This window comes from Arthrobacter ginkgonis (assembly GCF_039540195.1).
In the GTDB taxonomy this organism is placed as follows: domain Bacteria; phylum Actinomycetota; class Actinomycetes; order Actinomycetales; family Micrococcaceae; genus Zafaria; species Zafaria ginkgonis.
The window spans coordinates 1-19031 of record NZ_BAABEO010000010.1 but is presented as its reverse complement, the minus strand read 5'-3'; the positions used below and the strand labels follow the sequence as shown (position 1 = coordinate 19031).

The 19031-nt window shown below is 70.7% G+C and carries 17 protein-coding genes; 11 read left to right on the top strand and 6 right to left on the bottom strand.

The annotated features are described in order from the left end of the window. Positions 1-33 precede the first annotated feature (33 nt). Positions 34-645 (bottom strand): TetR/AcrR family transcriptional regulator, encoded by a 612-nt coding sequence (locus tag ABD912_RS08475; protein WP_345150017.1) that lies wholly within the window; start codon positions 643-645, stop codon positions 34-36. Positions 646-778: 133 nt separating this feature from the next. Here ABD912_RS08475 and ABD912_RS08470 point away from each other — a divergent pair, with 133 nt between their 5' ends. From ABD912_RS08470 to ABD912_RS08455, 4 genes are read left to right on the top strand one after another with little or no spacing between them, the layout of a single operon-like run. Continuing rightward, the gene (locus tag ABD912_RS08470) at positions 779-2212 is read left to right on the top strand and encodes an APC family permease (RefSeq protein ID WP_345150016.1); all 1434 of its coding nucleotides are present in this window, start codon (positions 779-781) and stop codon (positions 2210-2212) included. A gap of 60 nt (positions 2213-2272) precedes the next feature. Then, a complete protein-coding gene (locus tag ABD912_RS08465) occupies positions 2273-2605 on the top strand; it encodes a cupin domain-containing protein (protein ID WP_345150015.1) in 333 nt (110 codons plus the stop codon). Positions 2606-2619: 14 nt separating this feature from the next. Next, positions 2620-3957, top strand: coding sequence for a flavin monoamine oxidase family protein (locus tag ABD912_RS08460; RefSeq protein WP_345150013.1), 1338 nt, complete (start codon positions 2620-2622; stop codon positions 3955-3957). A 29-nt stretch (positions 3958-3986) separates the two neighbouring features. Continuing rightward, positions 3987-5417 carry an aldehyde dehydrogenase family protein gene (locus ABD912_RS08455; protein ID WP_345150011.1) on the top strand — a complete coding sequence of 477 codons (1431 nt, stop codon included), beginning with the start codon at positions 3987-3989 and terminating at the stop codon, positions 5415-5417. Positions 5418-5490: 73 nt separating this feature from the next. Here the strand turns inward: ABD912_RS08455 and ABD912_RS08450 are convergent, their stop codons facing one another. After that, the gene (locus ABD912_RS08450; protein WP_345150009.1) at positions 5491-6000 is read right to left on the bottom strand and encodes a metallopeptidase family protein; all 510 of its coding nucleotides are present in this window, start codon (positions 5998-6000) and stop codon (positions 5491-5493) included. A gap of 113 nt (positions 6001-6113) precedes the next feature. Here ABD912_RS08450 and ABD912_RS08445 point away from each other — a divergent pair, with 113 nt between their 5' ends. The 3 genes from ABD912_RS08445 to ahcY are packed head-to-tail and all read left to right on the top strand — an operon-like array spanning position 6114 to position 8210. Further along, entirely contained in the window at positions 6114-6503 is a 390-nt protein-coding gene (locus ABD912_RS08445) for a DUF3499 domain-containing protein (RefSeq protein ID WP_345150007.1), read from the top strand. Between the two features lie 17 nt (positions 6504-6520). After that, positions 6521-6715: a Trm112 family protein gene (locus ABD912_RS08440; protein WP_345150006.1), complete on the top strand. Its 195-nt coding sequence runs from the start codon at positions 6521-6523 to the stop codon at positions 6713-6715. A 7-nt stretch (positions 6716-6722) separates the two neighbouring features. Continuing rightward, positions 6723-8210, top strand: coding sequence for an adenosylhomocysteinase (ahcY, locus tag ABD912_RS08435; RefSeq protein ID WP_345150005.1), 1488 nt, complete (start codon positions 6723-6725; stop codon positions 8208-8210). 72 nt (positions 8211-8282) lie between these two features. On the opposite strand, the gene ABD912_RS08430 is transcribed toward ahcY, so the two are convergent. Both ABD912_RS08430 and ABD912_RS08425 read right to left on the bottom strand, forming a co-directional pair. Continuing rightward, the gene (locus ABD912_RS08430) at positions 8283-9524 is read right to left on the bottom strand and encodes a multidrug effflux MFS transporter (RefSeq protein ID WP_345150004.1); all 1242 of its coding nucleotides are present in this window, start codon (positions 9522-9524) and stop codon (positions 8283-8285) included. Between the two features lie 127 nt (positions 9525-9651). Beyond that, positions 9652-10455 carry an RDD family protein gene (locus ABD912_RS08425; RefSeq protein WP_345150003.1) on the bottom strand — a complete coding sequence of 268 codons (804 nt, stop codon included), beginning with the start codon at positions 10453-10455 and terminating at the stop codon, positions 9652-9654. 336 nt (positions 10456-10791) lie between these two features. On the opposite strand from ABD912_RS08425, the gene ABD912_RS08420 reads away from it, so the two are divergent. Further along, positions 10792-11784 (top strand): stage II sporulation protein M, encoded by a 993-nt coding sequence (locus ABD912_RS08420; protein ID WP_345150002.1) that lies wholly within the window; start codon positions 10792-10794, stop codon positions 11782-11784. A gap of 132 nt (positions 11785-11916) precedes the next feature. After that, a complete protein-coding gene (locus tag ABD912_RS08415) occupies positions 11917-13821 on the top strand; it encodes a TIGR01906 family membrane protein (RefSeq protein ID WP_345150000.1) in 1905 nt (634 codons plus the stop codon). A gap of 154 nt (positions 13822-13975) precedes the next feature. On the opposite strand, the gene ABD912_RS08410 is transcribed toward ABD912_RS08415, so the two are convergent. Together ABD912_RS08410 and ABD912_RS08405 are read right to left on the bottom strand one after the other, a co-directional pair. Further along, a complete protein-coding gene (locus ABD912_RS08410) occupies positions 13976-15877 on the bottom strand; it encodes an AMP-dependent synthetase/ligase (RefSeq protein WP_345149999.1) in 1902 nt (633 codons plus the stop codon). Positions 15878-15998: 121 nt separating this feature from the next. Beyond that, a complete protein-coding gene (locus tag ABD912_RS08405) occupies positions 15999-17615 on the bottom strand; it encodes a dolichyl-phosphate-mannose--protein mannosyltransferase (RefSeq protein ID WP_345149997.1) in 1617 nt (538 codons plus the stop codon). Positions 17616-17763: 148 nt separating this feature from the next. Here ABD912_RS08405 and rsmI point away from each other — a divergent pair, with 148 nt between their 5' ends. Together rsmI and ABD912_RS08395 are read left to right on the top strand one after the other, a co-directional pair. Beyond that, positions 17764-18606: a 16S rRNA (cytidine(1402)-2'-O)-methyltransferase gene (gene rsmI, locus ABD912_RS08400; RefSeq protein ID WP_345149996.1), complete on the top strand. Its 843-nt coding sequence runs from the start codon at positions 17764-17766 to the stop codon at positions 18604-18606. Positions 18607-18789: 183 nt separating this feature from the next. Next, the coding region (locus tag ABD912_RS08395; RefSeq protein ID WP_345149994.1) for an aldehyde dehydrogenase family protein at positions 18790-19031 on the top strand (242 nt) is incomplete at its 3' end.

The following is a 19031-nucleotide window of genomic DNA, read 5'->3' as shown; positions in this document are numbered from 1 at the left end:
GGTAACCGGCGGTGCCGGCGCCGGGAAATTCGATCACCCGGGCCGGCCGCCGGTTCCGGACAGGTTCTCCTGGGCATTCTTTCGGGCGAGGTTCGCCTCGAGGAGCTGCCCGATGCATTCGATGGCCTCGCGCACGACGCCGGCGTCGGCCACGGTCAATTGTTGGATAACGAGTCCGTCCAGCGCCGCGAAAACGGCCCGGGCCAAGGGCTTCGTGTTCGTGTGCCCTTGGCGGATCAACGCCACCTCAAGCGCCTCGATGTAGCCCTCGTAAAGCGCCACGGCTTCTTCACGCAGGTCCGGGCGGCGCCGGGACTCCAGCACGAATTCGTACTGGAAAATCTGCAGCTGGGGCTCCCTGGCCACGAGTTCGACGAGGTTGCGGGCAAAGTCCTCGTTGACGATTTCGGCCGCGGAGAGGTCGCTGAGCCTGATGGACCGGGCGGTGGCCCAGGCAACGGCCTCATGGAGCAGCGCATCCTTCGTCCCGAAATGGTGGCTGATCAGCGTGTTGTTGACTCCCGCCAGCTCGGCCACGGCACGGAAGGTCAGGCCCTGCAGGCCGCGTTCGGCGACCACGCTGACGGTTGCCTCCAAAAGCGCCTCGCGGCCCTTGCCGTACTTGTTGATCCGATCCGTTGCCACACCCAGAGTCTAGCCTCCATCAGGCCCTCTTGACACGTAGAACTAAGCAACTGCATAGTTTTAAGCATGTGACGCGGACCACGCGTTCTCCCTCCGTTTTCAGAGCCCCTCGCTCTTGTCGAAAGGCCGGACCATGGCTGAGTTGACCCACCACACCGACGCGCCGCCGGCGCTGCACCGCACGTTGCGGTGGCAGGACGCGTTCGCCCTGGCGATGGCCGTTTCAGGCGGACTGTTCGTTTCCTTCGGGCCGACGATGGCGGCAATCGGCGCCCTGTCCGCGATGTTCATCTGGGCGCTGGCGGCCGGGATCGGGTGGGCCCAGAACCACCTCTTCGCGGAGATGGCCTCGATGTTCCCGGACAAGCCCGGGGGCGTCCCGGTCTACGCCCACGAGGCCTGGAAGGAGCGCTTTGCCCCCGCCGGCGCCCTGGCGACCTTCGGCTACTGGTTCGGCTGGTCCGCGGTGATCTCGATCGTGAGCCTCACCGCCGGCGCGATCATCCAGGTCCGGTGGTTCCCCGACGCCGCCTGGGCCCTGGACCTCGGCTTCCTGCAGGTCGGCTTGGCGCAGCTGATCGGCATCCTCCTGATCCTGGTGATCATGGTGCCCAACCTCTTCGGCGCCCAGCCGGCCGCATGGGTGAACAAGGTCCTGGGCGCGCTGCTGCTGATTCCGCTGCTGACGTTCGTGGTGGCTCCGCTGGTCAGCGGGCAGTGGGACGCGTCCAACCTGGCCTGGGGGCTCGGCCAGTCCGGGGCCGACCACTGGGGCGGCTGGCAGGACGCGGCCGTGTGGCTCTACCTCGTCGGATGGACGGCCTACGGCACCGAGATGTGCGCGGCGTTCACCCCCGAGTACCGCAGCACCAAGGACGCCCGGCGCGCCCTGTCCTCCTCCGGCGCCTACACCTTCATGATGTTCGCCCTCGTCCCGATTGGCATCGGCGGACTGGTTTCCCAGGCCGACGCCGCCGCGGACCCGACCGCCGTGTTCGTCAGCGGCTTCGCATCCGTCCTGCCCGCCGGCTTCGCCGGCGACGCCGCGCTCGTGATCACCATCGGGGCGCTGCTGATGGGCGTGAACGCGAGCATGGCCGACGGCTCCCGGGCCCTGTACGGGGCGGCCGTCGACGGCCTGGTGCCCCGCCAGTTCGAGGTCCTCAACCGCCATCAGGTTCCCGCCCGGGCGATCGTGGCCGCCGTCGTGATGAACATCCTGCTGGTGCTGTTCGTGTCCAACCCGATCGGCATCCTGGTGGCGGCCAACATCGGCTACCTGCTGGCCATCCTCCTGGCCGTCTCGGGCTTCCTGCTCCTGCGCAAGGACCGCCCGGACGCCCCGCGCAGCTTCAGGCTCGGCGGATGGGCCGTTCCCCTGGCCGCAGTCCTCACCGTCTACGGCGCGGCCGTCCTGGTCATCGGAGCCTCCTCCTCGCAACTGTCCGGCTATGGAGGGCCCGTGGAGCTGGCCATCGGCGTCGGCTTCCTCCTGCTGTCCCTGATCCTGTACGTCATCCGGCGGCGCTTCCAGGACCGGCTCCCGCTGCTGCGCGAACCCCGCTAGCGGCCGCCGCACAGTTTTCGACCTCGCCAAGAAACACCAACAAGAAAGAGAAACCACATCATGTCCCAGGTCTTCCATGCCCAGCACGACGCGACCAAGTTCGAGCCGTTCGAGCTCGGCACCGTCCAGTGGCTTCGCCGCCCCGGCGACAACGGAAACGACACCCTGTCCGGTGGCATCTGGCAGGTGACTCCCGAGGAGGCTCCGGAACCTTTCGACCTGCCCATCCACCAGGACGAAACCGTCTACATCGTCTCCGGGCACCTGCGCATCGAGGTCGAGGGCGGGGACACCTTCGACCTCACCGCAGGCTCCATGGCCTCCCTTTCCCAGGGCGCGATGACCCGCTGGGCCGTCCTCGAGCCCACCGTCGAATTCTTCGTCTACAGCTAAGGATCACCGCAAGCATGGAAACTTCTGACGTCATCGTTGTCGGCGCCGGCTTCGCCGGCCTCGTCGCGGCCCGCGAACTTTCCCGCCGCGGCCACAAGACCACCCTCCTCGAGGCCCGTGACCGGATCGCCGGGCGCACCCACCTCGAAGAGCATCTGGGCCGTAACCTTGAACTGGGCGGCACCTGGGTGCACTGGACCCAGCCTTTCGTCTGGGCCGAAATGGGACGCTACGGCATCAACCCCGTCCCGGGACCCGACTTCACCACGGCCTACTGGACCGCCGGCGGCACCGCCCACCAAGGCCACGCCGACGACCTGCTTGCGCTGCTGGACGCACCCAACCAAGCGCTCCTGGCCGACGCGCGCCGCTACTTCCCCCTGCCGTGGTCGCCTTTGGCGAACCCGGAGGTCGCGGACATCGACGGCATCACCCTTTCCGAGGCCATCGACCGGCTGGACCTGACCGAGGAGCAGCGCCGGATCCTGCGTTCCTTCTGGGCACTGAACTTCAACGGCAAGCTCGACCAGGCCGCCTACACCCAGGCCCTGCGCTGGTGCGCCGTCGCCACCGGATCCTGGCAGACCATGTTCGAGGCCTGCGCGTCCTTCAAGGTCGAGGGCGGCACCCGGCGCCTGGCCGAGGCGATCCTGGCCGACTCCACCGCCGACCTGCGGCTGAACCAGAAGGTCGTCTCCATCGTCCAGGACGGCTCCGGAGTGCTCGTACAGGCCGCGGACGGCAAGCAGTTCTCGGCACGGCAGCTGGTCCTGGCCCTGCCGCTGGGCGTGCTCAACGACATCGACATCCACCCGGCCCTCTCGCCCGCCAAGCGGCAGGCCGCGGCGCGCGGCCAGGCCGGCCGCGGAGCCAAGCTCTGGATCAAGGTCAAGGGCCGGCAGGAACGCTTCGTCGCCATGGGCCCGGAAAACGCACCGCTGAACTTCGTCCAGGCCGAGTACATCGACGAGGACACCACCACCCTGGTCTGCTTCGGCCCCGACGCCGCCGCCATCGACGTCAACGACGCCGAAGCGGCCCAGGGCATCCTCGACACCCTGGTCCCCGGGTTGGAAGTCCTCGAGGTCGCCGGGCACAACTGGGTCGACGACGAGTACTCCCGCTCCACCTGGCCCATGCACTACACCGGCTACCTCACCGGTTCCCTGGCCGAGCTCCAGCGCCCCGAGGGCCGCATCCGGCTGGCCGGATCCGACTTCGCCAACGGGTGGGGCGGCTTCATCGACGGAGCCATCGAAAGCGGCCTCGACGCCGCGCGCGCCGTCAACGCCGCCCTCGATGCCGAGGCCGCCAACTCCGCCAACTCCGCCCAGCCGGTCCTCTCGGCCTAGCGGCCACCTTTCACTTAGGAGAACAAGACATGACCACCGAAGCCACCACCAGTTTTGCCACCTATGAGGACCTGCTGGCCGTGATCGAGCCGGCCGCGGGCGGGCGGGAGATCCTGGATCCGGCCACCGGACAGGTGGTGGGCCGGGCGCCCGAGCACACGGTCGAGGACCTGGAGGCCGCGATCAACGCGGCCCGCGCCGCGCAGCCGGGGTGGGGCGCGCTGTCCCACGCCGAGCGCAGCGGGTTTCTGCTCCGGGCCGCGGACGCGGTCGAGGCCAACGCGGAGGCCCTCGCGGTGCTGCTCTCCCGCGAGCAGGGCAAGCCGCTGAACGGCCCGAACGCCCGCTTCGAGGTCGGCGGGTGCGCGGCGTGGCTGCGCGCCACCGCGTCCTTCGAGCTCGAGCCCGAGGTCCTGGTCGATGACGAGGGCGGACGGGCCGAGCTGCACCACCGCCCGATCGGGGTGGTCGGGGCGATCGGGCCGTGGAACTGGCCGATGATGATCGCCGTGTGGCAGTTGGCCCCCTCGCTGCGGATGGGCAACACCGTGGTCATGAAGCCCTCCGAGTACACCCCGCTGTCGGTGCTGGCGCTGGCGCACGTGCTCAACGGCGTGCTGCCGGGCAACGTGCTCCAGGTGGTCTCCGGCGGCCGCGACGTCGGCGCGCGGCTTGCCGAGCACCCGGTGATCGGCAAGGTCATGTTCACCGGCTCCACCGCCACCGGCAAGGCCATCATCCGCTCCTCCGCGGACACGGTGAAGCGCCTGACCCTGGAGCTCGGCGGCAACGACGCCGGCATCGTGCTGCCGGACGCGGACCCGGCCGCGATCGCCGAGGGCCTGTTCTGGGGTGCGTTCATCAACACCGGCCAGACCTGTGCGGCCCTGAAGCGGCTGTACGTGCACGAGGACATCTACGAGGAGACCGTCGCCGCCCTGGCCGAGGTCGCGAAGAAGATGCCCATGGGCCACGGGCTGGACGAGAACAACGTGCTGGGCCCGCTGCAGAACAGGGCCCAGTACGACATCGTCGCGAACCTCGTGGACGCGGCCAGGGACTCCGGGGCCCGGATCGTCACCGGCGGCAACCCGGACGAGTCCCGGCCCGGCCACTTCTACCCGACCACCCTGGTCGCCGACATCGACAACGACAACCCGCTGGTCGCCCAGGAGCAGTTCGGCCCGGCCCTGCCCATCATCAGGTACTCCACCATTGAGGAGGCCGTCGAGAAGGCCAACGCCCTGGACGTGGGCCTGGGCGCCTCGGTCTGGTCCTCCGACACGGCCGCGGCGCGCGAGGTCGCCTCCCGCATCCAGGCCGGGACCGTGTGGATCAACAAGCACGGCAACGTGGACCCGCGCGTGCCCTTCGGCGGGGCCAAGACCTCCGGCTACGGCCTCGAGTTCGGCGTCGAGGGCCTCAAGCACCTCGGCCAACCCCAGGTCATCAGCTACTAGGGGTTCCAACCACCGAACCCGAGCCACCCTCCGGGCCCCGGCACCTTCGCCGGGGCCCGGAGGGTGGACTCTTCTAGTGGTCCCGGTGCCCGCGCCCGTAGTCCGGGTCCACGTCCTCCGGGGCCATGGCGAGCAGTTCGGCCGCGAGTTCCACGACGACGTCGTGCACCACCTCGGGCAGGTCCATCGAGTTGCCGGCCAGCTCCTCGACCGGACGCCGGTACACCGTGATGCTGGCGTGCCTGCGTGGGGACCCGGTCACGGCCCGGCCGAGCGGGACGCGCTGCCCGGACGCCGCCGCCCGGTCCAGCGCCTTCTTGCCCGGCACCAGATCCACCATGAACTCGATCCGGGAGATCCGTTCTCCCCACAGGTCCTCGAGGCGTTCGGCCGATTCCAGCACCAGATCCTCGAAGCGCTCGTACCGCGTGCGCGACCCGGGCAGTTGGGGCAGCATCAACTGCCCGCGCAGCCCGCGCCCGTGGCGGTTGCGCCGCCGTTCCGCGAAGGAACGCACCCGGCCCTCGCCCGGCGTCCCGTCCGGGGACGTGGGCTCGAGGTCGATGAACAGGTCGTGTGGCATGCATCGAGCCTAGCCCTCTCCGCGCCGGTGCGGGAACGGGCCGTGCCGCGGAGCGGGCGGGTACGGCCGCGCCTGCCGCGCAACGGGGTCGGGGGCGGGTACGCTAGTGGCTCGTGGGATCCATCAGACTCTGTTCACGCTCCGCCTGCCGGCAGCCGGCCGTGGCGACGTTGACATACGTCTACGCCGATTCCACGGCGGTGCTCGGACCGCTGGCAACGTATGCCGAACCGCACTGCTACGACCTTTGCGCCATCCATGCCGGACGCCTGACCGTTCCGCTGGGGTGGAACGTCCTGCGGCTGGAGATGCCGGGCCAGGCCCCGTTGGACCCGGAGGACATCTACGCGCTGGCCGATGCGCTGCGCCAGCCGGCCCCCGCCCGCGAGGCCGTCCCCGCCGAGGATCAGGCCGGCCCGCGCACCTCGCCGGACCCGCTCGAGCCGCCGCCCGGCGGAGAGTTGACCCGCAGGCACCTGCGCATTCTGCGGGACCAGCGCTAAGCCCATAAACTGGGGGCATGGCCAACATTTCCGCGCAGCTCCTGGCTGTCCTGCGCTGCCCGGTGACCGGATCCACGCTCGTCCAGCACGGGGACCAACTGGTCTCCACCGTCGACGGCCCCAACGGCGTGCCCTGCACCTACGGCATCATCGACGGCATCCCCGTACTGCTTCGCCCCTCCGGCGACGCCCCCAGCGACACCCAGGAGTAGTCCCCGCATGACTTTCGAATACAAGATCGCCGACATCAGCCTGCACGAGGCCGGTCGCCACCAGATCCGCCTCGCCGAGCATGAGATGCCCGGCCTGATGTCCCTGCGCCGCGAATTCGGCGAGGCCCAGCCGCTCAAGGGCGCCCGCATCGCCGGCTCCCTGCACATGACGGTCCAGACCGCGGTGCTGATCGAGACCCTCACCGCCCTCGGTGCCGAGGTCCGTTGGGCCTCCTGCAACATCTTCTCCACCCAGGACGAGGCCGCGGCGGCGGTCGTGGTCGGCACGGGCACCCCGGAGGACCCGCAGGGCGTGCCGGTGTTCGCCTGGAAGAACGAATCGCTCGAAGAGTACTGGTGGACCGCCGAGCAGATCCTCACCTGGCCCGGAGCCGCCGAGAACCCGGAGCTGGGACCCAACATGATCCTGGACGACGGCGGCGACGCCACCCTCTTGGTGCACAAGGGCGTCGAGTTCGAGGCCGCCGGCGCCGTGCCCGCGGCCACCGAGGAGGACTCCCACGAGTACCGGCTCATCCTCGACGTGCTGCGCGCCTCGGTGGCGGCGGACCCGCAGAAATGGACCCGGACGGCGGCCGGCATCAAGGGCGTCTCGGAGGAGACCACCACCGGCGTGCTGCGCCTGTACCAGCTGGCCGAGCAGGGCAAGCTCCTCTTCCCGGCGATCAACGTCAACGACTCGGTCACCAAGAGCAAGTTCGACAACAAGTACGGCATCCGCCACTCCCTGCCGGACGGCATCAACCGCGCCACCGACGTGCTCATGGGCGGCAAGGTCGCCGTCGTGTGCGGCTACGGCGACGTCGGCAAGGGCGCCGCGGAGGCGCTGCGCGGGCAGGGCGCCCGCGTGATCGTCACCGAAATCGACCCGATCTGCGCCCTGCAGGCCGCCATGGACGGCTACCAGGTCGCCACCCTGCAGTCCGTGCTGGACCAGGGTGACATCTTCATCACCACCACCGGCGGCAAGGACATCATCATGGCCGCGGACATGGTCAGGATGAAGAACAAGGCGATCGTCGGCAACGTGGGCCACTTCGACAACGAGATCGACATGGCCGGCCTGGCCGCGGTCCCGGGCGTCACGAAGGTGGAGATCAAGCCGCAGGTGCACGAGTGGGTCTTCGACGCCGGCACGGACGCGGAGCGATCCATCATCGTCCTGTCCGAGGGCCGCCTGCTCAACCTCGGCAACGCCACCGGGCACCCGTCGTTCGTGATGAGCAACTCGTTCGCGAACCAGACCATCGCGCAGATCGAGCTCTTCACCAAGCACGGCCAGCAGGCCGCCGGCGCGGAGGGCCTCGAGTACGGCAACGAGGTCTACGTGCTGCCGAAGATCCTCGACGAGAAGGTCGCCCGCCTGCACCTGGACGCGCTGGGCGTGGAGCTGACCGAACTGACCAAGGACCAGGCCTCGTACCTGGGCCTGGACGTCGCCGGCCCGTACAAGGCCGAGCACTACCGCTACTGACGCCGCGTCGCAAAGGCCGGGTTCGGCACCCTCCGCGGGTGCCGAACCCGGCCTTTGCGCTTGTGGGCCGCGCTAGGGAGCGGCCGGGCGGCCGACCGCGAAGCAGACCCAGGCGGCGGCGCAGCCGGCGAGCACGACGGCGGCCAGCGGCAGCGCGCTCGATTCGCCGGCCAGTCCCACCAGCGGTGCGACGGCCGCGCCGCCGATGAACTGGCTGAACCCGATGAAGGCGGACCCGGTGCCGGCGGCGCCGCGGGTGTGCTGCATGGCCAGGGCGACCGCGTTGCCGAAGATCAGGCCCATGGAGCCGACCAGCAGCACCAGGGGAATGGGCAGCAGGTAGGCCGGAAGCGAAGCGGCGACCAGCACGCCCAGCAGCACGGCCGCGGCGGTCAGCACCCACAGGCCGCAGAACAGCATGCGCCGGGGGCCGAAGCGGCGCACCAGCCGCGCGTTGAGCGAATTGGCCGAGATCAGGCCCACGGAGTTGAGCGCGAACAGCAGCCCGCTGCCGAGGGGGCCGACGCCGATCATGTTCTGGAAGATGAACGGTGAGGCGGCGATGTAGCCCATGAGGACCATGTAGCCGAACATCTTGATCAGCCCGTGCGCGGCGAAGTGGCGGTTGCGCAGGACGCCGAGGCCGTTCGCCCGCGGCGCGCCGGGAGGAGTTTCCGTCCGTGGGGGCTCTTTGACGAGGAACACCGCCACCAGCAGCATGCCGACGGTCAGGGCGCAGAGCACGCCCATGACGCCGCGCCAGCCTAGCGGGTCGGCGAGGAAGCCGCCGAAGAGCGGTGCGGCGATCGGGCCGATGCCGCCGAGGACGGCGAGCAGGCTGAAGATCCGGGCCGCCTCCGCGCCCTGGAACAGGTCGGCGACGATCGCGCGTCCGATCACGATGCCCGCGGCCCCCGCGAACCCCTGCACCAGGCGCGCCCCCACCAGCACCTCGACGGAGGGGGCCAGCGCGGCGACGGCGGAAGCGGCCACGCAGACCGCCGTGCCCACGAGCAGCGGAGGCTTGCGGCCGAAGCGGTCAGAGAGCGGGCCGAACACCAGTTGGCCCGCGGCGACGCCCACCAGGAAGGACGTCAGGGTCAGCTGGACCGCCGAGGCGGTCACCTCGAATTCGCCGGTGATCTGGGTGAATGCCGGCAGGTACATGTCCGTGGCGAACGGCGAGATCGTGGCCAGGACTGCCAGCGCAAGGAGGAAAACGGGCCGCGCGGAGCCGTCCGAACGAACCGGGCCGCCGGCGTTGCGGGGCCTGCGGGTGGCGGTGCTTCGGGCCTCTGCCCGGGAAACGGTCATGCGTGTGCTCCTGTCGACCCCGATAGCTTGACCGTGGGCCGCGAGCGCGGGCGAGGATGCCGTGCCGGAGCTTGGAACGTGCCCCCGAACCCGCGGATTCGGGCCGGTGGCCTTGGTGGTCCGGGCCTCAGCGATCCGCGAACGGCAGGTGGTGCAGCCGTGCGCCGACGGCCCGCTGGCGTTCCTTGATGGCCAGCAGGCGCCTATAGTCCCTGTTGCGGCGCTCGGACATCACGGCGACGAGGAAGTCCTCGGGTCCTGTGCCCGGCGGGGGAGCGGGGGCCACGTGGCGCTGCAGCTCGGTGGCCAGGTCAGCGGCCATCTGCTGCCGCGAGGCCGGGGCCATCGCCGGGGCCTGGCGGCCGAACCGCGCCACCTTCGCGGCCAAGGCATCGGGGACTCGGCCCAGGTCCGCCAGCTCCACCCACGGCTGCAGGGCCGCGGGCACCGCGGGCAAAGCGGGCGTGAACTTCTTCCTGCGCTCGCGCATCGAGTAGGTGCCGGCCAGCAGGTCGCCCAGCCGCTTTCCGCGCCGGTTGGCGAAGGAAACCATCAGCGCCAGCGAGCCCATCATGGCCAGGATCTCCAGCAGGGCCAGCATCGCCCGGATGAAGGCATGCCGGAAGCGGATGGAGCCGCCGTCGTCGCGCACGATCCGCAGGCCCAGCGCGAGCCGCCCCAGCGACTTGCCGCGGCTGAGCGTCTCGACGGCGACCGGGACGGCGACGAACCAGAACACCGCAAGGCCGATGCCCCAGGCGCGGCCGGCCGCGGCGTCAAGCAGCGCCGTCGTTTCCGAAAGCAGGATCAGCGTGCCCACGAGGCCGAGGGTGTACGCGGCGTAGTCGATCACGCAGCCGGCGGCGCGCGGCACGAAGCTGGCCTCGCGCAGTTCCAGCTCCACGGCCTCGCCGGTGATGACGGTGCTCACGGATCCCCTTCCGATCTCTGCCTTGCCTACATAGGGGCTGTCCGCACCGGGCCGCCCGCACTTCCAATCTAGCCGCACCGGACGAACCGGAGCATCCGGAACATGCCCGGCGTTGTGCGGACGGGTGTTTTCCGGAGACCTAAGCGGGATCGGCGAGGGGCCCCGCTCGCGGCCTGCCCCACACGCTTCGCTCGCCGCGGGGCCCTCGCCCGCTAGCGCCTACCGGGCTCCCACGCCTCGCTTCGCTCGCCGCGGGGCCCTCGCCCGCTAGCGCCTACCGGGCTCCCACGCCTCGCTTCGCTCGCCGCGGGGCCCTCGCCCGCTAGGCTGGGGAGCGTGGACCTCGATGCGTTTGTTGCCGTACACCAGGACGACTGGCGCAGGCTTGACGACCTCGCGCGCCGGCGCCGCCTCAGCGGCGCCGAAACCGACGAGTTCCTCTCCCTGTATGAGAGGGTTTCCACGCATCTGTCGATGGTCCGATCGATCGAACCGGACACGCTGGTCTCGGCGGACCTTTCCGCTCGCGTGTCCCGGGCGCGCACCCGGTTCACCGGCACGCGCGGCAACTTCCTGGAGGACGTCGCGGTGTTCTTCTCCGCCACCCTGCCCGCGGCCTTCTACCGGGTGCGGTGGCTCACCCTCGCCCTCGGGACGGCGTTCTGCGCCCTGGCCGTGGCCTTCGGGCTGTGGACGGCGTCCTCGCCCGAGGTGGTCAAGGCCATGGGGTCCGACGAGATGATCAGGGCCTACGTCGACCACGAATTCGTCGATTACTACTCGGCGAACCCCGCCGCGTCGTTCGCCGGGGCGGTGTGGACCAATAACGCGCTGATCGCGGCGTTGTGCGTCGCGTTCGGGGTAACCGGGCTGTATGTTCCCTTCGTGCTCTACCAGAACGCGGTGGGCGTGGGGATGGCCGGCGGCATCATGGCGGCCTATGGGGAACTGGACACCTTTTTCCTTTACATCCTGCCGCACGGCTTCATGGAACTGACCGCCGTCTTCATCGCCGCGGCCGCGGGCCTGCGGATCTTCTGGGCCTGGGTGTCGCCCGGGAACAGGACGCGCGCCGCGGCCCTGGCAGCCGAGGGGCGGGCGCTGATCACCGTGGCGTTGGGGCTGGTGCTGGTCCTGCTGGTGTCCGGGGTGGTGGAGGCGTTCGTGACGCCCAGCGCGCTGCCGCACTGGGCCCGCATGGGGATCGGGCTGGCCGTGCTGGCCGGCTACTGGACCTACACTCTGGTCCTGGGCCGGCGCGCGGCCGCGGCGGGCGTTACCGGGGATTTGGGACAGTACGACGCCGGGGCAAGCGCCCCGGCCGCGTGAGGCCCCAAGATGACGCGTGAAGACCAGCGTTTGAAGAGCAGGGTTTGAAAACCAGAGTTTGAAGAGCAGGGTTCCGACAAGACGACTTGGGTGCCGGGAAGACCGGTTCCGGGGAAAGAGGAGAAGCGCCGCATGACGGACAAGGACCAGACCGCACCGCAGGGCAACGAAGAGGCTGCGGTGGGAAGGGACGCCGCCGCCGAAAAGGACTGGCGGGCCGTCATCGCCGCCACGGCCGCGGAAACCCCCGCTTCGGAGACCCCGGCAGCGGGCACGGAAGCCGGCAACGACGCGGGTGCCACGGATTCTCCGGCCCCGGCCGTTGCGGAGACGACCGCTGCGGACGCCGAGGGGCCGGATGCGGCAGCTGCGGATTCTTCGATGTCCGCGCAGGCCCGCCGCTCCGCCCCGGCCTGGCTGGACGGCATCGAGGTGGCGGAGGACTCCGTGCCTGCAGAGGTGCAGGCCAAACGCGACAGGATGGCGGAGCTCGCCGGCCAGGCCGAGCAGCTGGAGCGGGCGGCCAAGGCGCGCATGGCGAACCGGAGCCGGCAGGCGCCGTCGGGGGCCCGGAAGCCGGTTGCCGCCGGCTTCTTTGGCCTGCCCGGGGCAGCGGCCGTCGCTGCCGAGGAGCCCGGAGCCGCCGAGCCGGCCGAACAGGCCGATCCTGCCCTCACCGCCTCCTCCAGGCACACGGCCGGGGAGCCGGAGCAGCCGGCGTCGGGCGCCGGGGAAGCGGCGCCGCAGGAGCCCCAAGCAACTCAGGCACCCCAGGCAACTCAGGTACCCCAGGCACCACCGGCGCTCCGGACCAGCGGTCCGGCGGCGTCCGCCGAGCCAGCGAACGGTGAAGCGGCCGAGACCGCCGCATTGAGCGGGCCGGCGGGACAGGCCGATCCTGTCCGCGGCGCGTCCTCCAGAAACGCGGCCGGGGAGCCCGAGGAACCGGCATCGGACGCCGGGCAGGCGGCGCCCCAGGAGCAGCAGGCATCCCCGGAGCCGCAATCCGGCCAGCCGTCGCGCGCCACCGCGGCGCTCGACGCAGCTAACGTGCCCAACGGGGCCAACGCGGCCGGCGCCCCGGCGAACGCTTCCTCGCCCGAGCCGGCCGCAACATCCGCCCTGCCGGTTGTGCCGGCGTCGGCCTCCGGTGCCACGGTGGTCGAGCACACACCGACGCCCCCGCCCGTGGCCGCCTCGACCCCGGACAGCGAAGGGGCGCTCAGGTCGGCCAAGCGCGCGGGCTTCGGGGTGGCCGCGGCCTCCTCCGACTCCGGCGGGGAGGCCCAACGCCGCAGCGAGGCGCGCGAGGCCGCCCTGGCGGCCAAGCCGCTGCTGGCCCGCATCCTGCAGACGGTCCTGGCGATCGCCTACCCGTTCCTGCTGCTGATCGGTGCCATCAAGCTGGTCGCCAGCCCGTGGTTCCTGTGGCTCGAGTACAACCGCCCGGGCTTTCCGGCCGATGCCTACGGCTTCTCGGCCGCAGAGCGCCTCACCTACGGTTCCTACGGCGTGGACTACCTGAACAACACCGCCGGCCCGGAGTACCTGGGCAGCCTGGTGGATGCCAGCGGCAATCCGCTGTTCCTGAACACCGAGGTCGGGCACATGGCCGACGTCAAGGCCGTCATCGCCGCCACCTTCGCCGCCGGCCTCATCCTGCTTGTGGCTGCCGCCCTGATCGCGCTGTATCTGGCCAAGCGGTATGCCGGCGGTATCCGCCGGGGCTTGTTCGCCGGAGCGGTGTCCACGATCGCCCTGATGGTGGTCCTGGCCGTGCTGGGAACCTTGAACTGGCGCGCGTTCTTCACCGGATTCCACAGCCTCTTCTTCGCGGAGGGGACGTGGACGTTCAGCCTCGACGACACGCTGATCCGCCTCTACCCGACGCAATTCTGGGTGGATTCGGCGATCTCGGTGGCCGGCCTGGTGCTGCTGGTCTCCGTGGTCACCCTGATCCTGACGTGGCCGACGGCCCGGCGGCGCGAGCGCTCCCGGCTGCGCCAGGAAGCCCGCGACTTCGGGCTGAACCACTAGGGCTGAACCACTAGGGCTGGACCACTAGGACTGAACCAGTCGGGCTCCACCGGATAGGTCCGAAGCCGCCGCGGCGGCTTCGGCCCTATCCGCGTGCGAAGCCGCGGGCCTATCGTGTCTCGACCTACCGTGCTTCGATCTACCGAGCATGGACCTACCGCGTGTAGAGCCTCTCGATCTGCGCCGCGTGGGTCTCCAGGACCGCCATCCGCTTGAGCTTCAGCGAAGGGGTCAGGTGCCCGGACTCCTCGGTGAAGTCGTGGGCCAGCACCATGAACTTCCGGATGCCCTCCGCGGCGGAAACGGTGGCGTTCGCGGCGTCGACCGCTTCCTGGACCTCGGCAAGCACCGCCGGGTGGACCGCCGCCTGCTCGGCGGTGAGCGCGGGCAGGCCCTTGGACCGCGCCCACCGGCCCACCTCCTCCAGGTCCAGCGTCACCAGCGCCCCCACGAACGGGCGCCCCTCGCCGACCACCATGGCGTGGGAGACCAGCCGCGAGGCGCGCACGATCTCCTCCAGCGGCCCCGGCGCGACGTTCTTCCCGCTTGCGGTCACCAGCAGGTCCTTCTTGCGGCCGGTGATGGTGAGGAACCCGTCCCTGTCCAGCGAGCCCAGGTCGCCGGTCTTGAAGAACCCGTCCTCGAAGGCCTGCGCCGTCGCCTCCGGATTGTTGTGATACCCGGCGAACACGCCGATGCCCTTGACCAGGATCTCCCCGTCCTTGGCGATCCGGACCGTGGTGCCGGGGATCGGGATGCCGACGCTGCCCACCCGCGTGTTGCCGGGCAGGTTCACGGTGGCCGGCGCCGTAGTCTCGGTGAGCCCGTAGCCCTCCAGCAGCGACAGCCCGGCGCCGCGGAAGAAGTGCGTCAGCTCCGGATTGAGCGCGCTGGCGCCGGACACGGTGTAGCGCACGTGTCCGCCCAGCACGGCCCGCAGCTTGGGGTAGACCAGCCGGTCGAAGGCCAGGTGCTTGAGCGCCAGCACGGGGGAGCGGCGGACCCGCTCGCCGCGGGCCCTGGTGTCGCGGGCCTTGGAAACGGCGACCGCCACCGCCTCGGCCTGCACAAACAGCTTGCCCTTGCCGGCCGCCTCCGCCTTGGCCAGGGCCCCGGCCCGGATCTTTTCGAAGATGCGCGGCACGGCCAGCAGGAATGTCGGCTGGACGGCGGCCAGGTCCTCCATCAGGGTCGCGGACCCTTGGCTGTGGCTGACGGTCGTGCCGGCGTGCAGGCACGCGTGCTGCACCGCCCGGGCCAGCACGTGCGCCAGCGGCAGGAACATCAGGTTGCTGGTCGAGGGGCCCACCACCTGCGGCAGGTGCAGGGCCAGGTTCGCCGCGACCAGGCAGAAGTTGGCGTGCGTCATGACGCAGCCCTTGGGCCGGCCCGTGGTGCCGGAGGTGTACACGACCGTCGCGGGGTCGGCCAGGCCGCGGGAGGCTCGCGCCAGTTCGACCTGGGCGTCGGTGACGCCGGAGGCCCGGCCGGCGGCGGCCATTTCGGCGAGCCCGGCCGAGGGCACGGTGTCTGCCGAGGGCACGGTATCGATGGAAGACGCGGTGTCGACGGCGGCCGGCGAGCCGTCGTCGTCCGCGGACGGGACGGCGTCGAACGTCCAGACCGTCACGGGGGCATCGAGCATTGCCGCCGCGGCGCGCACGACGGCGGCACGGGATTCGTTCTCGGCGAAGGCGTGGCGTGCCCGGGAGTCGCGCAGGATCCATTCGACCTGGTGGGCGGAGCTGGTCTCGTAGATGGGGACGGAAACGGCGCCGGCGAACCAGATGGCCTGCTCGGCGACCGCCCACTCATAGCGCGTTCCGGACATGATGGCGACCGAATCGCCCGGCCGCACGCCGGCGTCGATCAGGGATTTGGCGACGGAGCGGACGGTTTCCACGTAGCCGGCGGCGGACACCTCGATCCACGCGTTGCCGCGCTTGACGGTGTACACGGGAGCCTGGCCGCCCCGGGCCAGCCGGTCAAGGAGCAGTTGGCTGGTGCTGTAGCTGCCGGGGAGATCCACAAGCAGGTCGGTGCTCACTTCGTGCACGGGGTCCTCCTGGAGGCATGTAGGGATTCGCGTCCAGTCTATTTGCCCTCATCACTGCGGACGGATCAATGTGCGCCGAGCCAGTGGCGCCCAACCAACCGGCCCGAGCGGGCCACCGGGGCTACCCCCAGCTGGGCATCCAGACCCGCAGCCGGTACAGCTCGTACGGGAGCGTGCCGCCCGTCCACACGGGCAGGAAAAAGGCGGAGACCAGCACGGCGAACGCGACGAACAGCCCGACCGCCAGCAGCCCCGCCCTGCGCCGGTCCGGCGGCGTTCCGGGCCCGCCGGCCACCATTCCCAGGACGTAGGTCAGGGCCAGCACCATGAACGGTCCGAAGGCGATGGTGTAGGTGAAGAACATGGTCCGCTCCGGGTAGGCGAACCAGGGCAGGTACCCGGCCAGCAGCCCGGACAGGATGGCGCCGGCACGCCAGTCGCGCCGCCCGATCCAGAACAGCAGCACCACCGGCAGCGCCAGCGTGGCCGACCACCAGATCACCGGATTGGGCAGGTCGGTGACGACGGCGAAGCAGGAGGAGACGGAGCATCCGGGGTCGCCCTGCGTCGAGGTGTCGATCCAGAACAGCACCGGGCGGCCGGCGAACAGCCAGGACCAGGGGCTGGACTCCCACTGGTGGTCGGAGTGCAGGCCCTGGTGGAAGCTGTAGGCGCTGCGGTGGTATTCGGCCAGGGAGCGCAGCCACGGGGGGAGCCAGCCCCAGACATCGCTCGGGTTGGTGGCCGCCCAGTCGCGGCCGTAGCCGCCGGAGGTCGCCAGCCATCCGGTCCACGTCGCCAGGTAGGTCAGCGCCGCGGCCGGGATGATGGTGAGGAACGCGGGCACGCCCTCACGGAACACCGCCCCGAGGAACCAGTGCCGGACCCCGGCGGCGCGCCGGGCCTGGACGTCCCACAGCACCGTCATCAGCCCGAACACCGCCACGAACGCCAGCGAGGACCACTTCACGCCCAGTGCGCAGCCGAGCAGCACGCCGGCCGCAAGCCGCCACGGCCGCCACGGCATCCAAGGGCCGTAGAGCAGCAGCGACGCCGGGGGCGTGCCTCCGTTGGCGCCCGCGGCCGCCGCCAGTCGGTCGGCCAGCCTCCGCCGGCCGTCGAAGCGGTCCTCCACCAGCGCCCAGAACGCGGCGAGGGCGAAGAACATCACGAACACGTCCAGCAGCGCCGTGCGGGACTGCACCAGATGGTGCCCCTCGATGGCCAGCAGCGCTCCGGCGAGGCCGCCAAGCACCACAGAGGAGAACATCCGCTGCGCCACCAGCGCCAGCAGCAGCACGGACAGCGTGCCGAAGAACGCCGGGGCGAAGCGCCAGCCCAGGCCGTTGTCCGTGCCAAACAACATCATGCCCGTCGCGATCAGCCACTTGCCCAACGGCGGGTGCACGACGTAGGCGGCAGCGTCCAGCGGAGCGGGGTTGCCGGCGGTGAAGGCGTCGTTGGCGCCCTCGGGCCACTGCCGCTCGTAGCCGGACTGCAGGAGGGTGTAGGCGTCCTTGACGTAGTAGGTTTCGTCGAAGATCAGGGCGTGCGGGTGCCCGAGGTTCCAGAAGCGCAGGATCCCGGCCAACAGGGCAACGGCCAGCGGAACGATCCAGCCCCACGCCCCGAAGCGCACGGGCGCGCCGAGCAGCCGTTCGCGCAGCGCCTCGCGGTCGAAGGCGCGCGAGGGATCGCGGACCCATCGGGTCCGCGGTGGCTGGATCGTGGCGCTCACCTGCGCCACTCTACCGGCGGGCACCCCGAGGCGACGGTAGCCGGTCCTCGCTGGCGCTCGGCGCGGGTCCCTCGCCGGGTACCGCTTCCCCGGCTCCCACGCCTCGCTGGCGCTCGGCGCGGGTCCCTCGCCGGGTACGCTGGAGTCCGTGGAAAATCAGAAGACGGGCCGGATCGTGCTGGCTGCAACACCCATCGGCAACCTCGGCGACGCGTCCCCCCGCCTGATTGAGCTGATGACGACGGCGGACATCGTCGCCGCCGAGGATACTCGCCGGTTGATCCACCTGGCCCAGGCGCTGGGAATCCGCGTCCCCGGCCGGCTGATCAGCTATCACGAGCACAACGAGGTGGCCCGGATCTCCGAGCTGCTGGACCTGGTGCGGGCAGGCAACACCCTGCTGGTGGTCAGCGACGCCGGGATGCCCGCCGTCTCCGACCCCGGCTTCCGGCTGGTCCAGGCCGCCGTCGCCGAGGGCGTGGACGTCACGGCGGTCCCCGGCCCCTCCGCGGTGCTCACCGCACTGGCCCTCTCCGGGCTGCCCACCGACCGCTTCACCTTCGAGGGGTTCCTGCCGCGCAAGGCCGGGGATCGCGCCTCCCGGCTGGCCGACCTCGCCGCCGAGCAGCGCACCATGGTGTTCTTCGAGGCCCCGCACCGGCTGGAGCCGATGCTGCGCGCGCTCGCCGACGCCTTCGGCCCCGACCGTCCGGCCGCCGTCGCGCGCGAACTGACCAAGCTGCACGAGGAGGTCCGCCGCGGCACCCTCATGGAGCTGCTCCAATGGGCCGAGGGGGAGGTGCGCGGCGAAATCGCCGTCGTCGTCGGCGGTGCCCCGGAAGGCGAGCCGGCCAGGGCCGTGGACCACGTGGCGCGGGTGCGCGAACTGGTCGATGGCGGGCTGCGGCTGAAGGACGCCGTGGCGGCGGTGGCCGAGCAGGAGCGCGTCTCCAAGCGCGAGCTCTACGCGGCGGTGCTCGAGGCCCGCTGAGGCCCGCAAAAGCACGCGGATCCGGGACGCCGTCCCGTGCGCCAGGAACCGCCCGATGCCGGGTTGTGCGTTCGCATAGCGCGAGGCACGCGTCATAGTGCAAACCGGGATTTACAGTATTCCGGCCGGAGCCCTAACGTTTTTGTGAACCCTACGACCCTGCGTCTTTCCGGAGGTACCACCATGACCATTACGCCCGAACGCGAAGCCGAGCTGCTCGCCAAGGTTCCCACCGGCCTGCTGATTGACGGCGTGTGGCGCGACGCCTCGGACGGGGGCACGTTCGACGTGCAGGACCCGGCCACCGGCAAGGTCATCGCCACCCTGGCCTCGGCCACCAGTCAGGACGCCCTGGCCGCCCTGGACGCGGCGGCCGGCGTGCAGGCCGAGTGGGCCCTGACCGCGCCGCGGCAGCGGGCCGAGAT

Bases quoted from the DNA above. Each gene is read 5' to 3' on its own strand.
- ABD912_RS08460 (WP_345150013.1), top strand. From the start codon at position 2,620: ATGGAAACTTCTGACGTCATCGTTGTCGGCGCCGGCTTCGCCGGCCTC.
- ABD912_RS08440 (WP_345150006.1), top strand. From the start codon at position 6,521: ATGGCCAACATTTCCGCGCAGCTCCTGGCTGTCCTGCGCTGCCCGGTG.
- ABD912_RS08450 (WP_345150009.1), bottom strand. From the start codon at position 6,000: ATGCCACACGACCTGTTCATCGACCTCGAGCCCACGTCCCCGGACGGG.
- ahcY (WP_345150005.1), top strand. From the start codon at position 6,723: ATGACTTTCGAATACAAGATCGCCGACATCAGCCTGCACGAGGCCGGT.
- ABD912_RS08455 (WP_345150011.1), top strand. From the start codon at position 3,987: ATGACCACCGAAGCCACCACCAGTTTTGCCACCTATGAGGACCTGCTG.
- ABD912_RS08470 (WP_345150016.1), top strand. From the start codon at position 779: ATGGCTGAGTTGACCCACCACACCGACGCGCCGCCGGCGCTGCACCGC.
- ABD912_RS08465 (WP_345150015.1), top strand. From the start codon at position 2,273: ATGTCCCAGGTCTTCCATGCCCAGCACGACGCGACCAAGTTCGAGCCG.
- ABD912_RS08430 (WP_345150004.1), bottom strand. From the start codon at position 9,524: ATGACCGTTTCCCGGGCAGAGGCCCGAAGCACCGCCACCCGCAGGCCC.
- ABD912_RS08415 (WP_345150000.1), top strand. From the start codon at position 11,917: ATGACGGACAAGGACCAGACCGCACCGCAGGGCAACGAAGAGGCTGCG.